Genomic DNA, 16,807 nt, shown 5'->3' with positions numbered 1-16,807 from the left:
ACTGGTGATGGCCTGTCAGTTATCCCGTTGAGCCAACAACAGCAGATTGCGTGGCGTGAGCGACGGCTCGCAGAATTCGCCAAGCTGAACCCGATATCCCGCCTCCTGCAGGTAAAGCGCCCGCTCCAGCACCAGCCACAGCTCCAGCGGACGACGAAACAGGCCGCCGACCAGCTCCAGGTTGCGCACTTCGGCCAGCCGCTGCCAGCCCAGCGCTTCCAGCGCCTGCCAGTCCGCGGGAGCCGGCAGTTGCAGGTCGTGGTAAGCCGCCATGGCAAGGCAGAAGTGTGCAAGCGTTTGCGGCTGCGGGCCGGGCGCACGTGACGGGGTAGGCAGGTAGCTATCCACTCCCCTGCCCTCGCGCTGCCAGTGATCGAAGGCCAGACGCCAGGCCATCGAACGGTCACGCTGGCGCAACTCACGGGCACCCGCGGTGGCGCTCTGCTGCAGCGCTAGCCCCAGTTCATCACGACTGAGCGGCAGCGCCGCCGCCTGACCTGCGCGCGATAGCGGTTGATGCGCCGCCCCGGCAATGCGGTTGTAGCAGCAGGGAGAAAGTGCCAGCTGGTGGCACTGACGGGCAACCACCTGTTCGATCAGTTGACGGTGCAGGTCGCCGCAGGCGTGCAGCGCAACCAGGGTGTCATCGCACTCAAGTCGTTCGGCATTAGCGCCCTGCATGACATCGGTGTCCAGATGCTGGGCACTGACCTGCAGCCGTTCGCTGAGCAGGGCACCAGCGCGGTTCAACTCGGCGTCCCATTCCAGACAACACACCGGGCAGCCGCTGTGCCAGGCCAGTAACCTGCCCAGATGGCCCTTGCCGGCGCACCAGTCGACCCAGCGTCGGGCCGGTGTCGGCAGACGCGCGGCGGTCACCGCGGCAAAACGGGTAATCTGTTGCCACTTGCGACCGGGAATATGGCGGTGCAACAGCTCGGGAATCGGTGCGGACAGCGACTCGTTCCAGCGCGGTAGGGCACACAGCGGGCTTGCCTCGGCTGCCAATCGGCCAAACGGCTCTGGCGCCCCCGAGAGCAGCTCGGGCTGCGACTGGGCCAACTCCGCATCGGCCAGCGAACGGCCGCGCAGCCAACCAGCCAGCTCGGGCAGATCAGCTTCCCATGCAAGGACGGGGGTGGTGAAGGGCCGGGACCGCCACAGCACCTGATGGCGCTGCAGCCAGTCCGTCAGCCGGGTGAACCGCGCGAGCAACTCCACGCAGACGGGGTCAGCGCTGCTCGCGGCTGGCGTCGACCTTGAGCCAGCGCTCGACCAGCCGGAACAGCTGGGTAAAGACCAGCGTGATGATCAGGTACATGGCCCCGGCCACCAGGAAGAACAGCTCGTACTGATAGGTGCGGGAGTTGATCGTGCGGATCACGCCCATGATATCCATCATGGTGATGGTGTAGACCACAGCACTGGCCTTAAGCATCAGGATCACTTCGTTGCCGTAGGCCGGCAGACCGATGCGGATTGCCCGCGGCAGTATGATGTACTGCAGCGCCTGACGACGGGACATGCCCAGCGCCCGCGCCGCCTCGACCTCACCCGGCGGTACCGCCTGAATCGCACCACGCAGGATCTCGGCGATATAGGCCGAAGTATGCATGGTCATGGTAATCAGCGCACACCAGTAGGGCTCGCGAAGGTAGGGCCAGAGAAAGCTCTTGCGCACGACCTCGAACTGGGAAATGCCGTAGTAGACAAGAAACAGCTGCAGCAGCAGCGGCGTACCACGGAAGAAGAAGATATAGCTGTACGGCAGCGCGCGGATATACCAGTGCCGCGATGCCCGCGCCAGCCCGAGCGGAATGGCGAAGAACAGACCGATGACCACCGCCAGCCCGACCAACTGCAGGGTTACCAGCGTGCCGTCCCAGAGTTGCGGCAGAAAGCGCTCGATCAGCGCCCAGCGTTCGGCCCAGGTCATAGCTCAGTCCTCACAAAGCCCCGGTTGGCACGACGCTCGAACCAGTGCATCGCCGCCATGATAAAGACCGTGAGGAACAGGTAGATCAACGCGGCCAGCAAATAGAAGGTGAAAGGCTCCTTGGTCGCGTTCGCCGCGGTCTGAGCTTTGCGCATGATCTCTTCAAGGGTAATCAGCGAGACCAGCGCGGTATCCTTGAGCATGATCAGGTACAGGTTACCGAGCCCGGGCAGCGCAACACGCCACAACTGCGGCAGGGTAATGCGCCAGAATATCCGCAGACTCGACATGCCCAAAGCCAGACCGGCCTCTTTCTGCCCCTTGGGGATGGCCAGCAGCGCGCCACGAAACACCTCGGTGGCGTAGGCGCCAAAGCACAACGCGAGAGCGAAGGTGCCCGCAACAAAGGGGCTCAAAGACAGCGTCGGGTTGCCGAACCAGGCACCGATGGCATTCATCGCCGACACCGTGCCGAAATACATCATGAGTACCCAGACGGTCTCGGGTACGCCACGTACAACGGATGTGTAAAAACCACCGCACAGACGCGCGACAGGATTGCCGGACACCTTGGCCGAGGCACCAAGCAAGCCGAACAGAAGGCCGAACACCAGTGCGGCCAGCGACAGACGTAGAGTCATCCAGGTCCCTTCGAGCAGGGCTGGACCAAAACCGTGAAGATCAGGCATGAGTTTACATCCAGCTCGGGCCCCGCAGGGCCCGACTGGTCATCAGTAGATGCTGAAGGGGAAGTACTTGGCGTTGATGGTCTCGTAGGTACCATTTTCGACGATAGTCTGCAGCGCCGCATTCAGGCGCTCACGCAGCGGGTCGCCCTTGCGTACCGCGATGCCGATCTGGTCATTGTCGAACACCGGGTCGCCCTTGAACTCGAAATCCGCACCCGCGTCGCTCTGCAGCCACTCGTACTGCACGAAGTTATCAGCCAGCACACCGTCAATACGGCCCGCGCTCATGTCCAGGTAGGCGTTCTCCTGGGTGTCATACAGGCGAATATCCACCACGTCACCCATGTTGTCTTCCAGCCACTGACCGGCGATGGTCGCACGCTGAGCGCCAATGGTCTTGCCCTTCAGGCTGTCCTCGTCGGTGGCAAAGTCGGACGACTTGGGCGCAACGAACTGCAGCTTGTTGGTGTAATAGGGGTTGGTGAAGTCTACCGCCTGCTTGCGCTCGTCGGTGATCGACATGGACGCGACCAGGAAATCGAACTTGTTGTTGTTCAGGGCCGGGATAATACCGTCCCAGTCAGAGGTGACCACGGTGCACTCAACCTTCATCTCCGCGCACAGGGCGTGGGCGATATCCAGGTCAAAGCCGACAACTTCACCACTGGCGTCGATCTGGTTAAAGGGAGGGTAGGCTCCTTCGGTACCGATACGCAGACTCTCGGCAACAGCGGGAGCACTTACAAACAACGCGGTGGCGGCTGCCAGCAAGACTTTCTTGTATTGCTTCATGGAAGGACTCCTTACTTATGGCTTGACATGAACTGTCGGCAACGTTCGGAAACGGGATTGCCGAATACCTGCTCCGGGTTGCCGATCTCCTCAACCTGCCCCTGATGCAGAAATACCACTTCACTCGATACCTGCCTGGCAAAACCCATCTCGTGGGTAACCAGAAGCATAGTACGTCCCTCTTCGGCGAGCGCACGGATCACGTTCAGAACTTCCTGCACCATCTCGGGATCGAGGGCGGAGGTGGGTTCGTCGAACAGGATGACGCGTGGCTGCATGGCCAGCGTGCGGGCAATCGCTGCACGCTGCTGCTGACCACCGGAAAGCTGTGTCGGGAAGGCATGGCGCTTGTCCGCAATGCCGACCTTTTCCAGGAAGGCTTCGGCCGCTTCAACAGCTTCCGCCTTGGATTGTCCCAGCACACGACGCGGCGCCTCGATGATATTGTCGAGGATGCTCATGTGCGGCCAGAGATTGAAGCTCTGAAATACGAAGCCGACGCGGGCGCGCAACCGGTTAATCTGGCTGTTGTCTGCCGCCACCAGTTCACCGTTGCGGCTGCGCTTGAGCTTGAGCTCTTCGCCAGCAACCAGAATCTGCCCCTGGTGGGGATTTTCCAGCAGGTTGATGCAACGCAGCATCGTGCTCTTGCCGGAACCGGAAGAGCCAAGAATTGAAATGACGTCGCCATCACGGGCGACCAGATCAACGCCCTTGAGAACCTCAAGGTCGCCATAACGTTTGTGCAGGTTGCGCACTTCCAGAGCGGGCGAAGTCACGTATCAGTATCCACCAGGCTGTGTTGGCCATCAGGTATCACAGGTACCGCACTTGTGGTGCGCCACCGTTCGACAGTTCCGTCTGCAGTAATCCGAATGTCATGCTGATGGCAAACCTAGCACAGCTGCTAATCATGACCAAGAACATACTCTTGGTCACATTGAGCCACTTACACGCAAAAGCCTTGCCATCTTCACTGATCTAGCCCCCAGAATGCCCGAAACAGAGCCTTTACGGTGAGCAGACAGGCTAACCAAATCACAACCCCATGAACCGAAACGGTGCAGTCTCTGTAAAGTCTGCGGCGGCGTCGCCGGAATAAGTGTGGTTCTGGTCCTTGCCAAGATCAAGGCGGCGCACACTACCTTTCTCAGGTGAAAAGTCAACTCGTTTGAGGTCAACCCAGAAGGTATTTGGCGTCAGGGTCGACTCGAAAAGTGCAGCCGCGGCTGATGATCTGCGACGACACGCCACCGCGTGGAGGAGATGTTCGGTTCATTCTCCGTGGCGATGCCATAGGGCACCGAAACGTTGCGCAACACGCTAAATACGCTGGCTATCGCGCGATTAGGATCTGCGCTCTTGGGGATTGCATTGACGTAAAAGGAGGCACGGGCAAACCGATCCGCCGCGCGATGGGTGCCGGGCAACATAACGGTGCTGCGCTATCCGCGCCAGTCGTGTTGCAGGGAAACAACGGAAGGCGGAATTTCAGGCAAAAAAAAGCTCGCTAGAAGCGAGCTTTTTAAAAGATGGTGCCCGGGGACGGAATCGAACCGCCGACACGGGGATTTTCAATCCCCTGCTCTACCAACTGAGCTACCCGGGCAACGTGGGCGCCATTAAATAGATTGCGCCTCGACCTGTCAAGCACTCTGAAAAATATTTTCTACTTTTTCAGCTGCTTACCGGCAGATTACTCGCTGGGAGGGACATACCCCTCGGCCTGCGCATAGTCTTCACCGGCAAGAAACTTGTCCATTTCCTGCTGAATGAAGCGGCGATCCTCAGGATCCATCATGTTCAGACGACGCTCGTTGATCAGCATGGTCTGATGCTTCTGCCACTCATCCCATGCCTTGCGCGACACTTCGTCAAAAACCGCCTGCCCCTTGGGGCCCGGATAAGGCGGACGGTCCAGTCCCGGCAGCTCCTTCTTGTACTTTCGGCACATCACCATGCGTGTCATCGACAAAACTCCTCTCAGGCCAGTGACGGAACTCGCGCTTCGATCTGGCGCAGCAATTTCTTCACGGGCGCCGCCAGACCCAGCGGTTCAGGATGCCGCAGGTTATACCAGACCTGCCCGGCTTCGGCCACGACAGGACGTGCAGAGACCCGTAGCAGCACAGGCTGAATGTCCAGGTGGAAGTGACTGAAGGTATGCCGCAACGGTGCCAGCGCCTCGCGCTCATGGGCCGCCATCTGCAAACGGCCGAGCAGGTCGGCCAGCTCGTCTTCGGCGTCGAGCTGAGGCGGACACCAGAGCCCACCCCAGAGTCCGCTGGACGGACGACGCTGCAACCAGACGGCGCCCTCCTCGTTCATCAGTAGCGGCATCACACAGCTGCGCACCGGCAAGACCTTGCGCGGCCTCGACGCCGGGAAGCGTTTCGGCTCCCCCAGCGCCCGCGCCTTGCAGCCATCACGCAGCGGGCAGAGCAGGCAGGAAGGGTTGCTGCGGGTACACAGTGTCGCCCCCAGATCCATCATCGCCTGAGTGTAGTGGGCCACCCTGTTTTCGGGCGTCAGCGCCTCGGCCATACGCCACAGGCGATCATGCACGGCCTTCTCGCCGGGCCAGCCGTCGACGGCTTCGAAGCGGGTCAGCACTCGCTTGACGTTGCCATCCAGGATCGGCGCACGGATGCCCATGCTGAGCGACGCCACCGCCCCGGCCGTCGAGCGACCGATACCCGGCAGCGCGCAAAGCCCTTCCACACTGCGCGGAAACGCGCCTCCGTGCTCACTGACGACCTGTTTGGCGGCCTTGTGCAGATTACGCGCACGGCTGTAGTAGCCAAGCCCGGTCCACAGGTGCAACACCTGATCCTCGTCGGCCGCCGCCAGCGCCTCAACGGTGGGCAGCGCTTCCATAAAGCGCAGGTAGTAGGGAATGACGGTCGCCACCTGTGTCTGTTGCAGCATGATTTCCGACACCCAAACCCGATAGGGCGTCATATCCTGCTGCCAGGGCAGATCGTGGCGACCGTGGCCGTCATACCAGTCCAGCACGCGCTGGGCGAAAACCTCGGGTGTCACCGTGAAAACAGCCCCTTGATGGCGTCACGCAGTTCCGGTGCCTTGTCGCCGAGAGAATCGTCAATGCGCTCTTCCAGTTTGCGCTGCACTTCGTTGCCAACCAGTTTTGCTGCGATCTTGCCAACCCCATCGGTATCCACGCCACAGCTGCTGCCGGCGTTGTGCAGATAGCCCTGACAGCGAATCGGCCATTCAATACCGGCGTAGCGCTCATTAACCTGACACGCTTCGTCCGGCATCTCGCTGCGATCACCTTCCAGCAGCAAGCCGAGCCGATAATCAATCCGCTGATCCGGCAGATTGATCTCGCCCTGCCCCTTGCCGGCCAGTCCCGGCAGATCGGCGATCAGGTCACGGTTGCTGACGACCCCATTGCGAATGGTGAAGCTGCCGCTCAGCTGTTCAAAGGGCGTATTTTCACTGCCGTGCTCACCGCTCAACGACTTGCGATTGGCCAGCGCAATGGCGCGGCAAACCTGCTGTTCGAGATTGACGCCCAGCAATGCACCATCGTTCACCTTGAAACTAGCCGAGCCGTTCAGGCTGTTCATCCAGCGACGCAGGCTGTTACCACCGGCAGCAACCTCCAGATTCATATCCATCAGACCACGCACCTGCTGGGGCACCTCGTAGGCCTGTTGTGCAGCCGCCGAGTCAATCCCCTTGAGCTGCGCTTTCAGCGTATTGCTGACCGGGGTCTTGCGGGTATCAATGCTGCCGGTCGCTGAGAAGCTGCCGGCAAAGATGCCGCCTTCAAATTGCGTAAGACGAACCAGGCCGTCGCGCGCCCTGACCGCCACACTGAATGGCTTGATGTGCTGTCCAGTCAGGGTGACTTGCTGCAGCGCCAGCTTGCCGTCCACGTCCAGACGTGCCAACAGATCCAGCGGCAGCAGGGCGTCATCACTCCACTCCTCTGGGGCCGACTGCGAGCGGCTGCCACCAGCGCCGGCGGCACCTGAACCGTCAGCCTCGCCAGCCTCACGCGGGGGCAGATAGTTATCCAAATTGAGCGTGTCACCACTGAGGTCAAAGCGCAGCGCTTGACGCTCTAAGTCCGCGACACCCAGCGAGCCGTTGAGCGCAAAGCCGTCCAGCGCCAACTGCAGGTCGTTGAGCATCAGACTGTTGGCACCACCCTTGAGGTTGGCCGACAGGGCAACACTCGACAGGGCGCCGGGATCTGCCATCTCCGGCAGCTCCTGGCCGATGTCTCGCAGCAGGTCACGGGCATCAAAGGCCGCAACGTCAAGCCGGCCACTCAGCTGAGGCTCGCTGCTGAGTCCGGTCACTTTCAGTTGGCCGGTGGCGCGCATGTCAGCCAGCGACAACCGCAGCTGCCCCAACTCGGCCACCTGTTCGGCCAGATCGACCATACCGTCGCCCTGCAGCTGGAAGTTCACCGCACGGCCGCCAAAGGGATCGCCACTGGCGTCGACCTTGAGGTCAACCGCACTGAGTTGATAGCGCTGCGCCTCGGGCTGCATCGTCGCCACTGAAGACAGATCAACGCGCACCCGCATGGCCGGCTGGTCAGTGGTCAGCAGGCCCTGAAAAGCCACATCGAACGGCTCGTCGGGCACCAGCGCGCCAGTAGTGAAGTTGGCTTCGTCCAGGCTCAGGGTGCGGCCGGTCTGGCGGTCTTCATAGCGCACACTGGCGTTGGTAACACGTACGCTTTCAACGGTGATGTCAAACGTGCCACCGGCATCGGAAGGCGACGCATCCATCCCACTCGGGGTGCCGTCCTCGGCTTTCTCTGGCTTGGCCTGCGGGCCGACGGTTTCCCAGTTGCCAACCCCCTTGTCGTTCCGCACCAGCTGCAGCTGGATATCGTTGAGGATCACGTCGCTCATGCGCAGCTGCTTGCGCAGCAGCGGCAGCACCTTCACCCCAAGACCCAGGGTGCCGACGGAGGCCAACGGCTGATCGGGCGTTGCCACCGGAGCCACGCCCACATCTTTCAGCTCGATGCCGAGCCAGGGGAACAACGACCAACCGATATCCCCGTCCAGCGTCAATTCAACGTTGGCCTGCTCACGAGCGGCCTGACGGATATCGTCCTTATAGTCATTGGGATCAAACATCCGGGTCAGGAAGAACAGCGCGCCGATCACCAGAATAACGATGCCTGCCAGCACCATCCCCAATACCTTGGCAAAGGATTTCATACTTGCTCCTTGTCGTTTGCGGCCTCCGCGCCGCCTGCGTGCAGCCTACACGGCATCCAGTCTGGCCGCGACCTGTTCAGCCAGCGCCAGGCTCGCCGTCAGCCCCGGCGACTCAACCCCGAGCAGACTGACCAGCCCAACGATACTGTGCGTGTTGTGGTCTTGGATGACGAAATCCCGGGCCGGTTCCCCCGGCCCGGACAGCTTGGGGCGCACACCGGCATAGGCTGGCTGCAGCCGCTCAGCATCGCAATCGGGCCAGTAACGGCGAATCGCGCCGGCAAAGACATCGCGCAAACCCTCGTCGACCTGATAATCCAGTTGATCGATATAGCGCACATCCGGGCCAAAGCGCAGCTGTCCGCCAAGATCCAGCGTCGCATGCACGCCAAGCCCGGTCGCATTGGCTTCCGGCATGGGGTAGACCAGATGGGAAAACGGCGAGCGGCCGCTGTAATTGAAATAGCGCCCCTGACACAGCTGCAGCGGCGGAATCTCACCCGCACCGGCGGCAGCCTGCACCTGCTGCGCGAACAGCCCCCCGGCGTTGACCACCTGTCGGGCGCTGACAATAAAAGGCTCGCCCGCACTGGTACCCGACACCCGCAGACCTCCGCTGACCGGCTCCAGCCCGGCGACCCGGGTGTTGCAGTACAGCTCGCCGCCGGCGACCTGCAGCGCCGCCTCGAACGACTGCATCAGCGCATGACTGTCGACAATCCCGGTGAGCGGCGAGAACAACCCGGCCACCGCCCGCACCTGCGGCTCACGTGCGGCAACCTCGCCGGCATTCTGCCAGAGCAGCTCGACGCCATTGGCCGCGGCGTTGGCCTGCAGCTTTTTAAGCGCAGGAATCTCGTCTTCGGTAACCGCCACCAGCAGTTTGCCGATGGTGTGATGCGGCACCGCATGGGCGCGGCACCAGCCATACAGCAGGTCGCGCCCCTGCCGGCAAAGCTGCGCCTTGAGCGAGCCCGGCGCATAGTAGATACCCGCGTGAATCACCTCGCTGTTGCGGCTGGAGCAATGCTGACCAATGCTGCTTTCCTGCTCCAGCACCAGCACACTGCGGCCGCCGCGCGCCATGCGCTGGGCGACAGCCAGCCCGACAACCCCTGCTCCGATGACCACCAGATCCACATCCACGCGCAGCTCTCCTCCTGTTTCGCTGCCATTGTGCCGTCAGCAATGGTTCGACAACAGCCCTGCCTATCAAGCCGATTGGCAGAGGCCATCAGTCACCGGTAGCCCTTCTGGCTGGCAGGCACGTATAATGCACGCCTTTGAATGCATCCATCAGCGGAGACACCCATGGCTGAGCGTAAGGCCAGCGTCGCGCGCGACACGCTGGAAACCCAGATCCAGGTCGCCATCAATCTCGATGGCACTGGCCAGGCCGATTTCGACATCGGGGTTCCCTTCCTTGAGCACATGCTCGACCAGATTGCCCGTCACGGGCTGATCGACATGACCATCAAGGCCCGCGGCGACCTGCACATCGACGACCACCACACCGTCGAAGACGTCGGCATCACCCTCGGCCAGGCGTTTGCCAAGGCCATCGGCGACAAGAAAGGCATCCGCCGCTACGGCCACGCCTATGTGCCGCTGGACGAGGCGCTGTCCCGCGTGGTGATCGACTTCTCCGGCCGCCCCGGCCTGCAGATGCACGTGCCCTTTACCCGCGCCAGCGTCGGCGGCTTTGACGTTGACCTGTTCATGGAGTTCTTCCAGGGCTTCGTCAACCACGCCCAGGTCACCCTGCACATCGACAACCTGCGTGGCGTCAACACTCACCACCAGATCGAGACCGTGTTCAAGGCCTTCGGCCGCGCGCTGCGCATGGCGATTGAAGAAGACCCGCGCATGGCCGGCATCACACCTTCAACCAAGGGTTGCCTGTAAGCCATGAGCAGTCATGTAGCCGTCATCGACTATGGCATGGGCAACCTGCACTCGGTTGCCAAGGCGCTTGAACACGCCGGCGCCCGTCAGGTCGACGTGACCAGTGATCCGCAGATCATTCTCGCTGCCGACCGCGTGCTGCTGCCGGGCGTCGGCGCCATTCGCGACTGCGTCAGCGAACTGCGCCAGCTCGAACTGGACGGCGTGGTCCGTCAGGCCGCCAAGGAAAAGCCGCTGCTCGGCATCTGTGTCGGCATGCAGATGCTGCTGGAGCACAGCGAAGAAAATGGCGGCGTTGACTGCCTCGGCTTGTTCCCGGGCAAGGTGCGTTTCTTTGGCAATGAGTTGCATGAAGCCGACGGCACCCGCCTGAAAGTCCCGCACATGGGCTGGAATCAGGTCAAACAGGCGATCGACCACCCGCTCTGGCACCGCATCGAGCAGGATGCCCGCTTCTACTTCGTGCACAGCTATTACGCCGCGCCGGACAAGAGCGGCCAACTGGCCGGGCGCTGCCACTACGGTGTCGACTTCGCCGCCGCACTGGCACAGGACAATGTATTCGCCACCCAATTCCACCCCGAGAAAAGCCACACCAACGGCCTGCAGCTGTTGAGCAACTTTCTCGCCTGGGACGGGCGCTGGTAAACCGAATAAACCCCGAGAAACCCGCTTGAGGCTAAAGGCTGGAAGACCTACACCGAGCTTGATAATCCAGCCTATAGCTTTCAGCCTAAAGCGATGCCGCCAGGCCAAGGAACTCCGACAATGCTTATAATTCCCGCTATCGACCTGAAAGACGGCGCCTGCGTTCGCCTGCGTCAGGGCCTGATGGAAGACGCCACCGTGTTCTCCGACGACCCGGTGGCCATGGCCGCCAAATGGGTCGAAGCCGGCTGCCGACGCCTGCACCTGGTTGACCTGAACGGCGCCTTCGAGGGCAAGCCGGTCAACGGCGATGCCGTCACCGCGATTGCGCGGCGCTACCCCGACCTGCCGATCCAGATCGGCGGCGGCATTCGCTCGCTGGAAACCATCGAGGAATACGTCAAGGCGGGCGTCAGCTACGTCATCATCGGCACCAAGGCGGTCAAAGAGCCGGAGTTCGTCGGCGAAGCCTGCCGCGCCTTCCCGGGCAAGGTCATCGTTGGCCTGGACGCCAAAGACGGCTTCGTTGCCACCGACGGCTGGGCCGAAGTCAGCAGCATTCAGGTAGTCGATCTGGCCAAGCGCTTTGAAGCCGACGGCGTCAGCGCCATCGTCTACACCGACATTGCCAAAGACGGCATGATGCAGGGCTGCAACGTCGAAGCCACCGCCGCGCTGGCCAACGCCACCTCGATTCCGGTGATCGCCTCCGGCGGCATCCACCACATCGGCGACATTCAGACCCTGCTCGACGCCCGCGCCCCCGGCATCATCGGCGCCATCACCGGTCGTGCCATCTACGAAGGCACGCTGGATGTAGCTGAAGCGCAGGCGCTGTGCGATAACGCAACCGCAAGCCGCAAGCCTTAAGCGGCAAGCTGTCCGCGCTGGTTTACTGATTTTGCTTGCAGCTTGAAGCTTGTCGCTTGCAGCTGCTTTCGGAGAAAGCCCATGCCCTTGGCCAAACGCATCATCCCCTGCCTCGACGTCGATAACGGTCGCGTGGTCAAGGGCGTCAAGTTCGAGAACATCCGCGACGCCGGTGATCCGGTGGAAATTGCTCGTCGTTACAACGAGCAGGGCGCGGACGAGATTACCTTCCTCGACATCACCGCCAGCCATCAGGAACGCGACACCACGCTGCACACGGTCGAGCGCATGGCCAGCCAGGTGTTCATCCCGCTGACCGTCGGTGGCGGCGTGCGCACCGTGCAGGATATTCGCAACCTGCTCAATGCCGGCGCGGACAAGGTGTCGATCAACACTGCGGCGGTATTCAATCCCGAGTTCGTTGGCGAGGCGGCGGATCGCTTCGGCTCGCAGTGCATCGTGGTCGCCATCGACGCCAAGCGCGTCTCCGGCCCGAACGAACCCGGGCGCTGGGAAATCTTCACCCACGGCGGACGCAAGCCAACCGGGCTGGACGCAGTCGAGTGGTCGAAGAAGATGGAACAGCTGGGTGCCGGCGAGATTCTGCTGACCAGCATGGATCAGGACGGCGTGAAGAGCGGCTACGATCTGGGCGTCACCCGCGCCATCAGCGATGCACTGCACATCCCGGTGATCGCCTCTGGCGGCGTCGGCAACTTGCAGCATCTGGCTGACGGCGTGCTGCAGGGCGGCGCCGACGCGGTACTGGCAGCCAGCATTTTCCACTTCGGTGAATACAGCATTGCCGATGCCAAGGCCTATATGGCCGAGCGTGGAATCGAGATGCGTCTCTGATATCGCTGACGGCTTCCACGCTCTGCCTGGGAAACCGACCGCACGGACGTTACGCATACCGATAAGCGGCGAGCATTGGAACGATCAGCGACGGCGGAGCGCGCACGGACTCCAGTCCCGTTTACGCGGGCGAGTAGCGCAGGGCTGGCGGGAAACAGGACGGCAGCATGCCTGAGGAGCGCAGCGACGAGTTCTGCCGTCCCCCGCCAGGCCGAGCAACGCAGCGAACCCGAAGGGCCGCGTAGCCGGGTGCCCCGGGGGATCGCTAAGGGGGGCTGGGCAAGCGGCCCCCCTTGGCTCGCCGTAAAAGGCGAAAAGCCATCCGTCAGACGACACCGCAGCCGGCAACACCATGCAAAACTGAACGCACCCGAGATGCACATCCTGACGGGCGCTCCCACGCAGAGCATGAGAGCGATCAACGATTCAGCAGCTACCGCTCCAACAACACCTGCACACTCACCAACCGCACCCCCTCTCCCTCCAGTTGCGGCAAGCGTCGCTCCAGATAGCGCAAGGTCTCAGGATACGGATGACCGATCAGTACCGCCGCGCCGTCCTTGCGCGCCTTGGCGACAGCCAGAGCGAACTCGTGATCAATCTCCGCCTCGGTCCGCTGGTTGTCGAGAAACACGTCGCGGGACACGCTCGGCACCTTTGCCGTCTCGGCAGCAAAGGCCGCCTGGGTTTGTGCCGTGGTGCGGCTGTCGACAAAGAACAGCTGACGCTCACCCAACACCTGCATCAACCAGTCCATACGCTGACGATCCGCAGTAAGCCGACTGCCCATGTGATTGTTGACGCCCTGAATCGGGCTGAAGGCATTCAAGGCGAGTTGCAAACGGGAGCGAAACTCGGCTTCCGGCATGGCCGTGGTCAACCCGCCCGGACCAATCGACAAACCAGCCATGTTTTCCATCGGCAGATGCAGCATCACCGGCTTGCCCGCAGCAGCCGCTTCAGTGGCCAGCAGCTGAGAGTGGGGAAGAAACGGCAGGATGGCCAGTGCAACCGGACCGGGCAACGCCACCACCCGCCGACCAACCGGCAAGCTCTGGCCCACATCATCAATGATGATGGCAAGCTGGGGCAGGGAAGGCAGTTCAGTGGGCAACGTCGGCGGGACTGGCTCGGGCTCGATGACCGCCGGCGGCGGCTCGACCGCAGACAGCGGTGGGACCTCGACCGGCACGACCGGCACGACGGGAACGACAGCAGCGCCGGCATTGGCCGGCTGCTCGGTCGCCGGGGCGGACGAAGGCGCTTCAGGCGACTCATCGTCCGAGCAGGCGACCAGCAGCAGCGAAAAACTCAGGGCAAGCGCGCGCGACACGCCGCCGCATGGCGGACAGGTCCAGCCCATCAATCAGTCTGCGGCGCGCGAACGGGTGGCGATATTCAAGCCCTTTAGCAGGCTCAGCGCCTGGGTCAGCTGATAATCCTCATCAAGCAGATTGCGCTCCGCTCTGGGCTCGCTGCCCGTAGGCCGCTCGTTGCCACTGGCGTTGTTGATGTGGCCTGCCAGATCCGCTTCGCGGAAGCCCATCTCCCCCTCATCAAGGGTCAGATGCCCGCGCTCGACACGGATATCCGGCACAATGCCCTGGGCCTGAATCGAGCGCCCGCTCGGCGTGTAGTAAAGCGCGGTAGTCAGTTTAAGTGCCCGGTCGTTGTTCAGCGGCAATACGGTCTGCACAGAGCCCTTGCCAAAACTGTCGGTCCCCATGATCACACCGCGCCCCAGATCCTGCAGCGCGCCAGCGACAATTTCCGAGGCCGAGGCAGAGCCACCATTGATCAGCACCACCAGTGGCACCGTGCCGGACGGGTTGGCACTGGTGGCATTGAAGCGCATCTCGGCGTTGCTCAGGCGGCCCTTGGTGTAAACAATCAGGCCGCTGTCGACAAAGCTGTCGACCACCTCGACCGCCGCCTGCAGAACGCCGCCGGGGTTGTTGCGCAGATCGAGCACCAGCCCCTTGAGCTGGCCGTCAGCGTTGAGGCGATTGATCGCCGCCCGCACCTCGTCACCGGTGTTGACCTGGAACTGGGTAACACGCAAGTAGGCATAGCCAGGCTCAAGCTCCTCGGTCTTGACGCTCTTGACCTTGATCACAGCGCGCTTGAGGGACACCTCGAACGGGCGCCCCTCGCCGCGCACCAGCGTCAATCGCACCTCGGAACCAGGTTCACCGCGCATGCGGTCAACCGCGTCCATCAGGCTCATGCCTTTTACTGGCTGGTCATCGATCTTGATGATCAGGTCGCCCGCTTCGATGCCAGCTTCAGCGGCCGGCGTGTCATCGATGGGCGAGACGACCTTAAGGAAGCCGTCTTCCTGCCCCACTTCGATCCCCAAGCCGCCAAACTGCCCTTCGGTGCTGTCCTGCAGGCCGGTGTAGTCTTCGGGGGTCAGATAAGCGGAATGGGGGTCTAGCCCTTCGAGCATGCCACGAATGGCGTTTTCCAGCAGCGTCGCGTCATCCACCGGCTCGACGTAGGAGCTGCGAATACGCTCGAACACCTCGGCAAAGGTCCGCAGTTCGTTGAGCGGCAAGGGCGCAGCGGCGGGCTCGGCAGCCTGTTCCTGGGCATGAACCTGCGACAGGCCAAAAGCCAGGGTAAAACCGGCCACCAACAGACTACGCGCTGCAATCATGTAACTCTCCAGTCCGGGAAATTCAACGAGCGCCCTGCCGTCTGCCTGGTGCTGTCATCCAGACAGCATACACCAGCCCAACGGATCCAGCGCCTGACCACGATGACGAATTGCGAAGTAGAGCGAAGGCTCCGCCTGGCCGCCGCTATTGCCGACCGTGGCGATCGCCTCACCCGGCTGCACCCACGCACCGACTTCCTTGAGCAGTGTCTGGTTATGCCCGTACAGGCTCAGATAACCGCCGCCGTGATCCAGAATCAGCAGCAAGCCCGAGCCACGCAGCCAGTCGGCAAACACCACCCGACCACCGTGAATCGCATTCACTGGCGTTCCGCTCGGCGCGTTTATCACCAGTCCGTCCCATTTCAACCGGGCGTCGCTGCCACGCTGACTGCCGAAGCGCGCCGCCAGCTGCCCTCTGACGGGCAGCGGCAGCTTGCCGCGTGCTTGCGCAAACGGCAGGTTGCCGGCAGGCACCGGAATACTGACAACAGCTTCATCGAGACGTTTAATCAGGCGAGTCAATTCCGCGCGCTCGGCCTCGCGCGCGCGTAGCTGTTCGTTCTGGCTGCGCTGCTGACCCTGCAGTGACGCCAGTAGCTCACTGCGTTTGCGCTGCTGGGCCTGCAGCGCAGTGGTGCGCTCGGCCAGCCCTTCACGCTGCTGCTGTAGGTCGTTCTGCTGGGTGATGATTTGCGCACTGGTCTGCTGCAGATCGGCAAGGGTGTCGTTGAAGCGGGAGATTTCCGCAACCCGCGCCTGACCGACGTAATCGTAATAGCGCAGCATCCGCGCCATGCGTCCCGGATCGTCCTGATTGAGCAGCAGCTTCATATAACTCTGCTGTCCGGCCATGTAGGCAGCCCGGACCTGCCGGGCAATCTGTTCCTGCTGCCCCTTGAGCGACGCCTGCAGGGTGCGGGTCTGTTCGCGCAAATCGATCAGCCGGCTCTCGCCATCACGGATCTGTTGCTCCAGCTCGCGCCGCTCGCGCTGCAGACGACCGATGTCGGTCTCGCTTTCCTTCAGCTCGGCCTCCATACCGGAGACCTCCTGACGCAGCCCCTGCAGCATGTCCTTCAGTCGCTCGATGTCCGCCTGCGCCTTTTCCAGCTCGGCCCTCGCGGCACGCGAATCAGCCGGCTGGTCCGCCGCCAGCGGTGCAGCCCAACCGCACACGGCGGTCAGCAGCATGGCCATCAGCGGCCGCCACCAGCGTCCCTGCTGCGAACTAGGCATC

Annotated in this window: 17 protein-coding genes and 1 tRNA gene; 4 read left to right on the top strand and 14 right to left on the bottom strand. The window is 62.4% G+C overall.

Going from position 1 to position 16,807, the window contains the following annotated elements:
* Positions 1-15: 15 nt before the first annotated feature.
* The 11 genes from C1949_RS08605 to C1949_RS08555 form a co-directional block, all read right to left on the bottom strand.
* Positions 16-1,221: a methyltransferase gene (locus tag C1949_RS08605; protein WP_104738074.1), complete on the bottom strand. Its 1,206-nt coding sequence runs from the start codon at positions 1,219-1,221 to the stop codon at positions 16-18.
* Positions 1,222-1,231: 10 nt separating this feature from the next.
* Positions 1,232-1,936 carry an ABC transporter permease gene (locus tag C1949_RS08600; protein ID WP_104738073.1) on the bottom strand — a complete coding sequence of 235 codons (705 nt, stop codon included), beginning with the start codon at positions 1,934-1,936 and terminating at the stop codon, positions 1,232-1,234.
* Positions 1,933-2,625, bottom strand: coding sequence for an ABC transporter permease (locus C1949_RS08595; protein WP_104738072.1), 693 nt, complete (start codon positions 2,623-2,625; stop codon positions 1,933-1,935). The genes C1949_RS08600 and C1949_RS08595 overlap by 4 nt, the downstream gene beginning before the upstream one ends.
* Before the next feature lie 42 nt (positions 2,626-2,667).
* A complete protein-coding gene (locus C1949_RS08590) occupies positions 2,668-3,417 on the bottom strand; it encodes an ABC transporter substrate-binding protein (RefSeq protein ID WP_104738071.1) in 750 nt (249 codons plus the stop codon).
* An 11-nt stretch (positions 3,418-3,428) separates the two neighbouring features.
* Positions 3,429-4,196: an ABC transporter ATP-binding protein gene (locus tag C1949_RS08585; protein WP_104738070.1), complete on the bottom strand. Its 768-nt coding sequence runs from the start codon at positions 4,194-4,196 to the stop codon at positions 3,429-3,431.
* A gap of 420 nt (positions 4,197-4,616) precedes the next feature.
* Positions 4,617-4,850 (bottom strand): linear amide C-N hydrolase, encoded by a 234-nt coding sequence (locus tag C1949_RS19795; protein WP_308421303.1) that lies wholly within the window; start codon positions 4,848-4,850, stop codon positions 4,617-4,619.
* Positions 4,851-4,950: 100 nt separating this feature from the next.
* Positions 4,951-5,026: transfer RNA gene (locus tag C1949_RS08575), tRNA-Phe, on the bottom strand.
* A gap of 87 nt (positions 5,027-5,113) precedes the next feature.
* On the bottom strand, positions 5,114-5,386 hold the full coding sequence (locus C1949_RS08570; RefSeq protein ID WP_104738069.1) for an oxidative damage protection protein: 273 nt from the start codon (positions 5,384-5,386) through the stop codon (positions 5,114-5,116).
* 14 nt (positions 5,387-5,400) lie between these two features.
* The gene (gene mutY / locus C1949_RS08565; protein ID WP_104738068.1) at positions 5,401-6,459 is read right to left on the bottom strand and encodes an A/G-specific adenine glycosylase; all 1,059 of its coding nucleotides are present in this window, start codon (positions 6,457-6,459) and stop codon (positions 5,401-5,403) included.
* Positions 6,456-8,630, bottom strand: coding sequence for an AsmA family protein (locus C1949_RS08560; protein ID WP_104738067.1), 2,175 nt, complete (start codon positions 8,628-8,630; stop codon positions 6,456-6,458). The genes mutY and C1949_RS08560 overlap by 4 nt, the downstream gene beginning before the upstream one ends.
* Positions 8,631-8,675: 45 nt before the next feature.
* Positions 8,676-9,782, bottom strand: a complete 1,107-nt coding sequence (locus tag C1949_RS08555) for an NAD(P)/FAD-dependent oxidoreductase (protein ID WP_373289807.1) — start codon at positions 9,780-9,782, stop codon at positions 8,676-8,678.
* Positions 9,783-9,941: 159 nt separating this feature from the next.
* Between C1949_RS08555 and hisB the strand changes: the two genes are divergently transcribed.
* The 4 genes from hisB (at position 9,942) to hisF (ending at position 12,908) form a co-directional block, all read left to right on the top strand.
* A complete protein-coding gene (hisB, locus tag C1949_RS08550) occupies positions 9,942-10,535 on the top strand; it encodes an imidazoleglycerol-phosphate dehydratase HisB (protein WP_088276175.1) in 594 nt (197 codons plus the stop codon).
* A 3-nt stretch (positions 10,536-10,538) separates the two neighbouring features.
* The gene (hisH, locus tag C1949_RS08545) at positions 10,539-11,183 is read left to right on the top strand and encodes an imidazole glycerol phosphate synthase subunit HisH (RefSeq protein WP_104738065.1); all 645 of its coding nucleotides are present in this window, start codon (positions 10,539-10,541) and stop codon (positions 11,181-11,183) included.
* A gap of 120 nt (positions 11,184-11,303) precedes the next feature.
* Positions 11,304-12,053, top strand: a complete 750-nt coding sequence (gene hisA, locus C1949_RS08540; protein ID WP_104738064.1) for a 1-(5-phosphoribosyl)-5-[(5-phosphoribosylamino)methylideneamino]imidazole-4-carboxamide isomerase — start codon at positions 11,304-11,306, stop codon at positions 12,051-12,053.
* 81 nt (positions 12,054-12,134) lie between these two features.
* On the top strand, positions 12,135-12,908 hold the full coding sequence (gene hisF, locus C1949_RS08535) for an imidazole glycerol phosphate synthase subunit HisF (RefSeq protein ID WP_083728214.1): 774 nt from the start codon (positions 12,135-12,137) through the stop codon (positions 12,906-12,908).
* A gap of 433 nt (positions 12,909-13,341) precedes the next feature.
* On the opposite strand, the gene C1949_RS08530 is transcribed toward hisF, so the two are convergent.
* From C1949_RS08530 to C1949_RS08520, 3 genes are read right to left on the bottom strand one after another with little or no spacing between them, the layout of a single operon-like run.
* Entirely contained in the window at positions 13,342-14,271 is a 930-nt protein-coding gene (locus tag C1949_RS08530; RefSeq protein WP_104738063.1) for a divergent polysaccharide deacetylase family protein, read from the bottom strand.
* Between the two features lie 3 nt (positions 14,272-14,274).
* Positions 14,275-15,567 carry a S41 family peptidase gene (locus tag C1949_RS08525; RefSeq protein WP_104738062.1) on the bottom strand — a complete coding sequence of 431 codons (1,293 nt, stop codon included), beginning with the start codon at positions 15,565-15,567 and terminating at the stop codon, positions 14,275-14,277.
* A gap of 54 nt (positions 15,568-15,621) precedes the next feature.
* Positions 15,622-16,806, bottom strand: coding sequence for a murein hydrolase activator EnvC family protein (locus C1949_RS08520; RefSeq protein WP_229744400.1), 1,185 nt, complete (start codon positions 16,804-16,806; stop codon positions 15,622-15,624).
* Position 16,807: the final 1 nt, after the last annotated feature.

Origin of the sequence: Halopseudomonas oceani (genome assembly GCF_002903165.1) — a bacterium.
Lineage (GTDB): Bacteria > Pseudomonadota > Gammaproteobacteria > Pseudomonadales > Pseudomonadaceae > Halopseudomonas > Halopseudomonas oceani.
The sequence above is the reverse complement of the archived record's forward strand: the minus strand, read 5'-3'. Positions and strand labels throughout refer to the sequence as shown.

Excerpts from the sequence above, each read along its gene's own strand:
- C1949_RS19795 (WP_308421303.1), bottom strand. The coding sequence starts at position 4,850 with ATGTTGCCCGGCACCCATCGCGCGGCGGATCGGTTTGCCCGTGCCTCC.
- C1949_RS08590 (WP_104738071.1), bottom strand. The coding sequence starts at position 3,417 with ATGAAGCAATACAAGAAAGTCTTGCTGGCAGCCGCCACCGCGTTGTTT.
- C1949_RS08595 (WP_104738072.1), bottom strand. The coding sequence starts at position 2,625 with ATGCCTGATCTTCACGGTTTTGGTCCAGCCCTGCTCGAAGGGACCTGG.
- C1949_RS08520 (WP_229744400.1), bottom strand. The coding sequence starts at position 16,806 with ATGCCTAGTTCGCAGCAGGGACGCTGGTGGCGGCCGCTGATGGCCATG.
- hisB (WP_088276175.1), top strand. The coding sequence starts at position 9,942 with ATGGCTGAGCGTAAGGCCAGCGTCGCGCGCGACACGCTGGAAACCCAG.
- C1949_RS08600 (WP_104738073.1), bottom strand. The coding sequence starts at position 1,936 with ATGACCTGGGCCGAACGCTGGGCGCTGATCGAGCGCTTTCTGCCGCAA.
- C1949_RS08570 (WP_104738069.1), bottom strand. The coding sequence starts at position 5,386 with ATGACACGCATGGTGATGTGCCGAAAGTACAAGAAGGAGCTGCCGGGA.
- C1949_RS08530 (WP_104738063.1), bottom strand. The coding sequence starts at position 14,271 with ATGGGCTGGACCTGTCCGCCATGCGGCGGCGTGTCGCGCGCGCTTGCC.
- C1949_RS08560 (WP_104738067.1), bottom strand. The coding sequence starts at position 8,630 with ATGAAATCCTTTGCCAAGGTATTGGGGATGGTGCTGGCAGGCATCGTT.
- hisH (WP_104738065.1), top strand. The coding sequence starts at position 10,539 with ATGAGCAGTCATGTAGCCGTCATCGACTATGGCATGGGCAACCTGCAC.
- hisF (WP_083728214.1), top strand. The coding sequence starts at position 12,135 with ATGCCCTTGGCCAAACGCATCATCCCCTGCCTCGACGTCGATAACGGT.
- C1949_RS08525 (WP_104738062.1), bottom strand. The coding sequence starts at position 15,567 with ATGATTGCAGCGCGTAGTCTGTTGGTGGCCGGTTTTACCCTGGCTTTT.
- hisA (WP_104738064.1), top strand. The coding sequence starts at position 11,304 with ATGCTTATAATTCCCGCTATCGACCTGAAAGACGGCGCCTGCGTTCGC.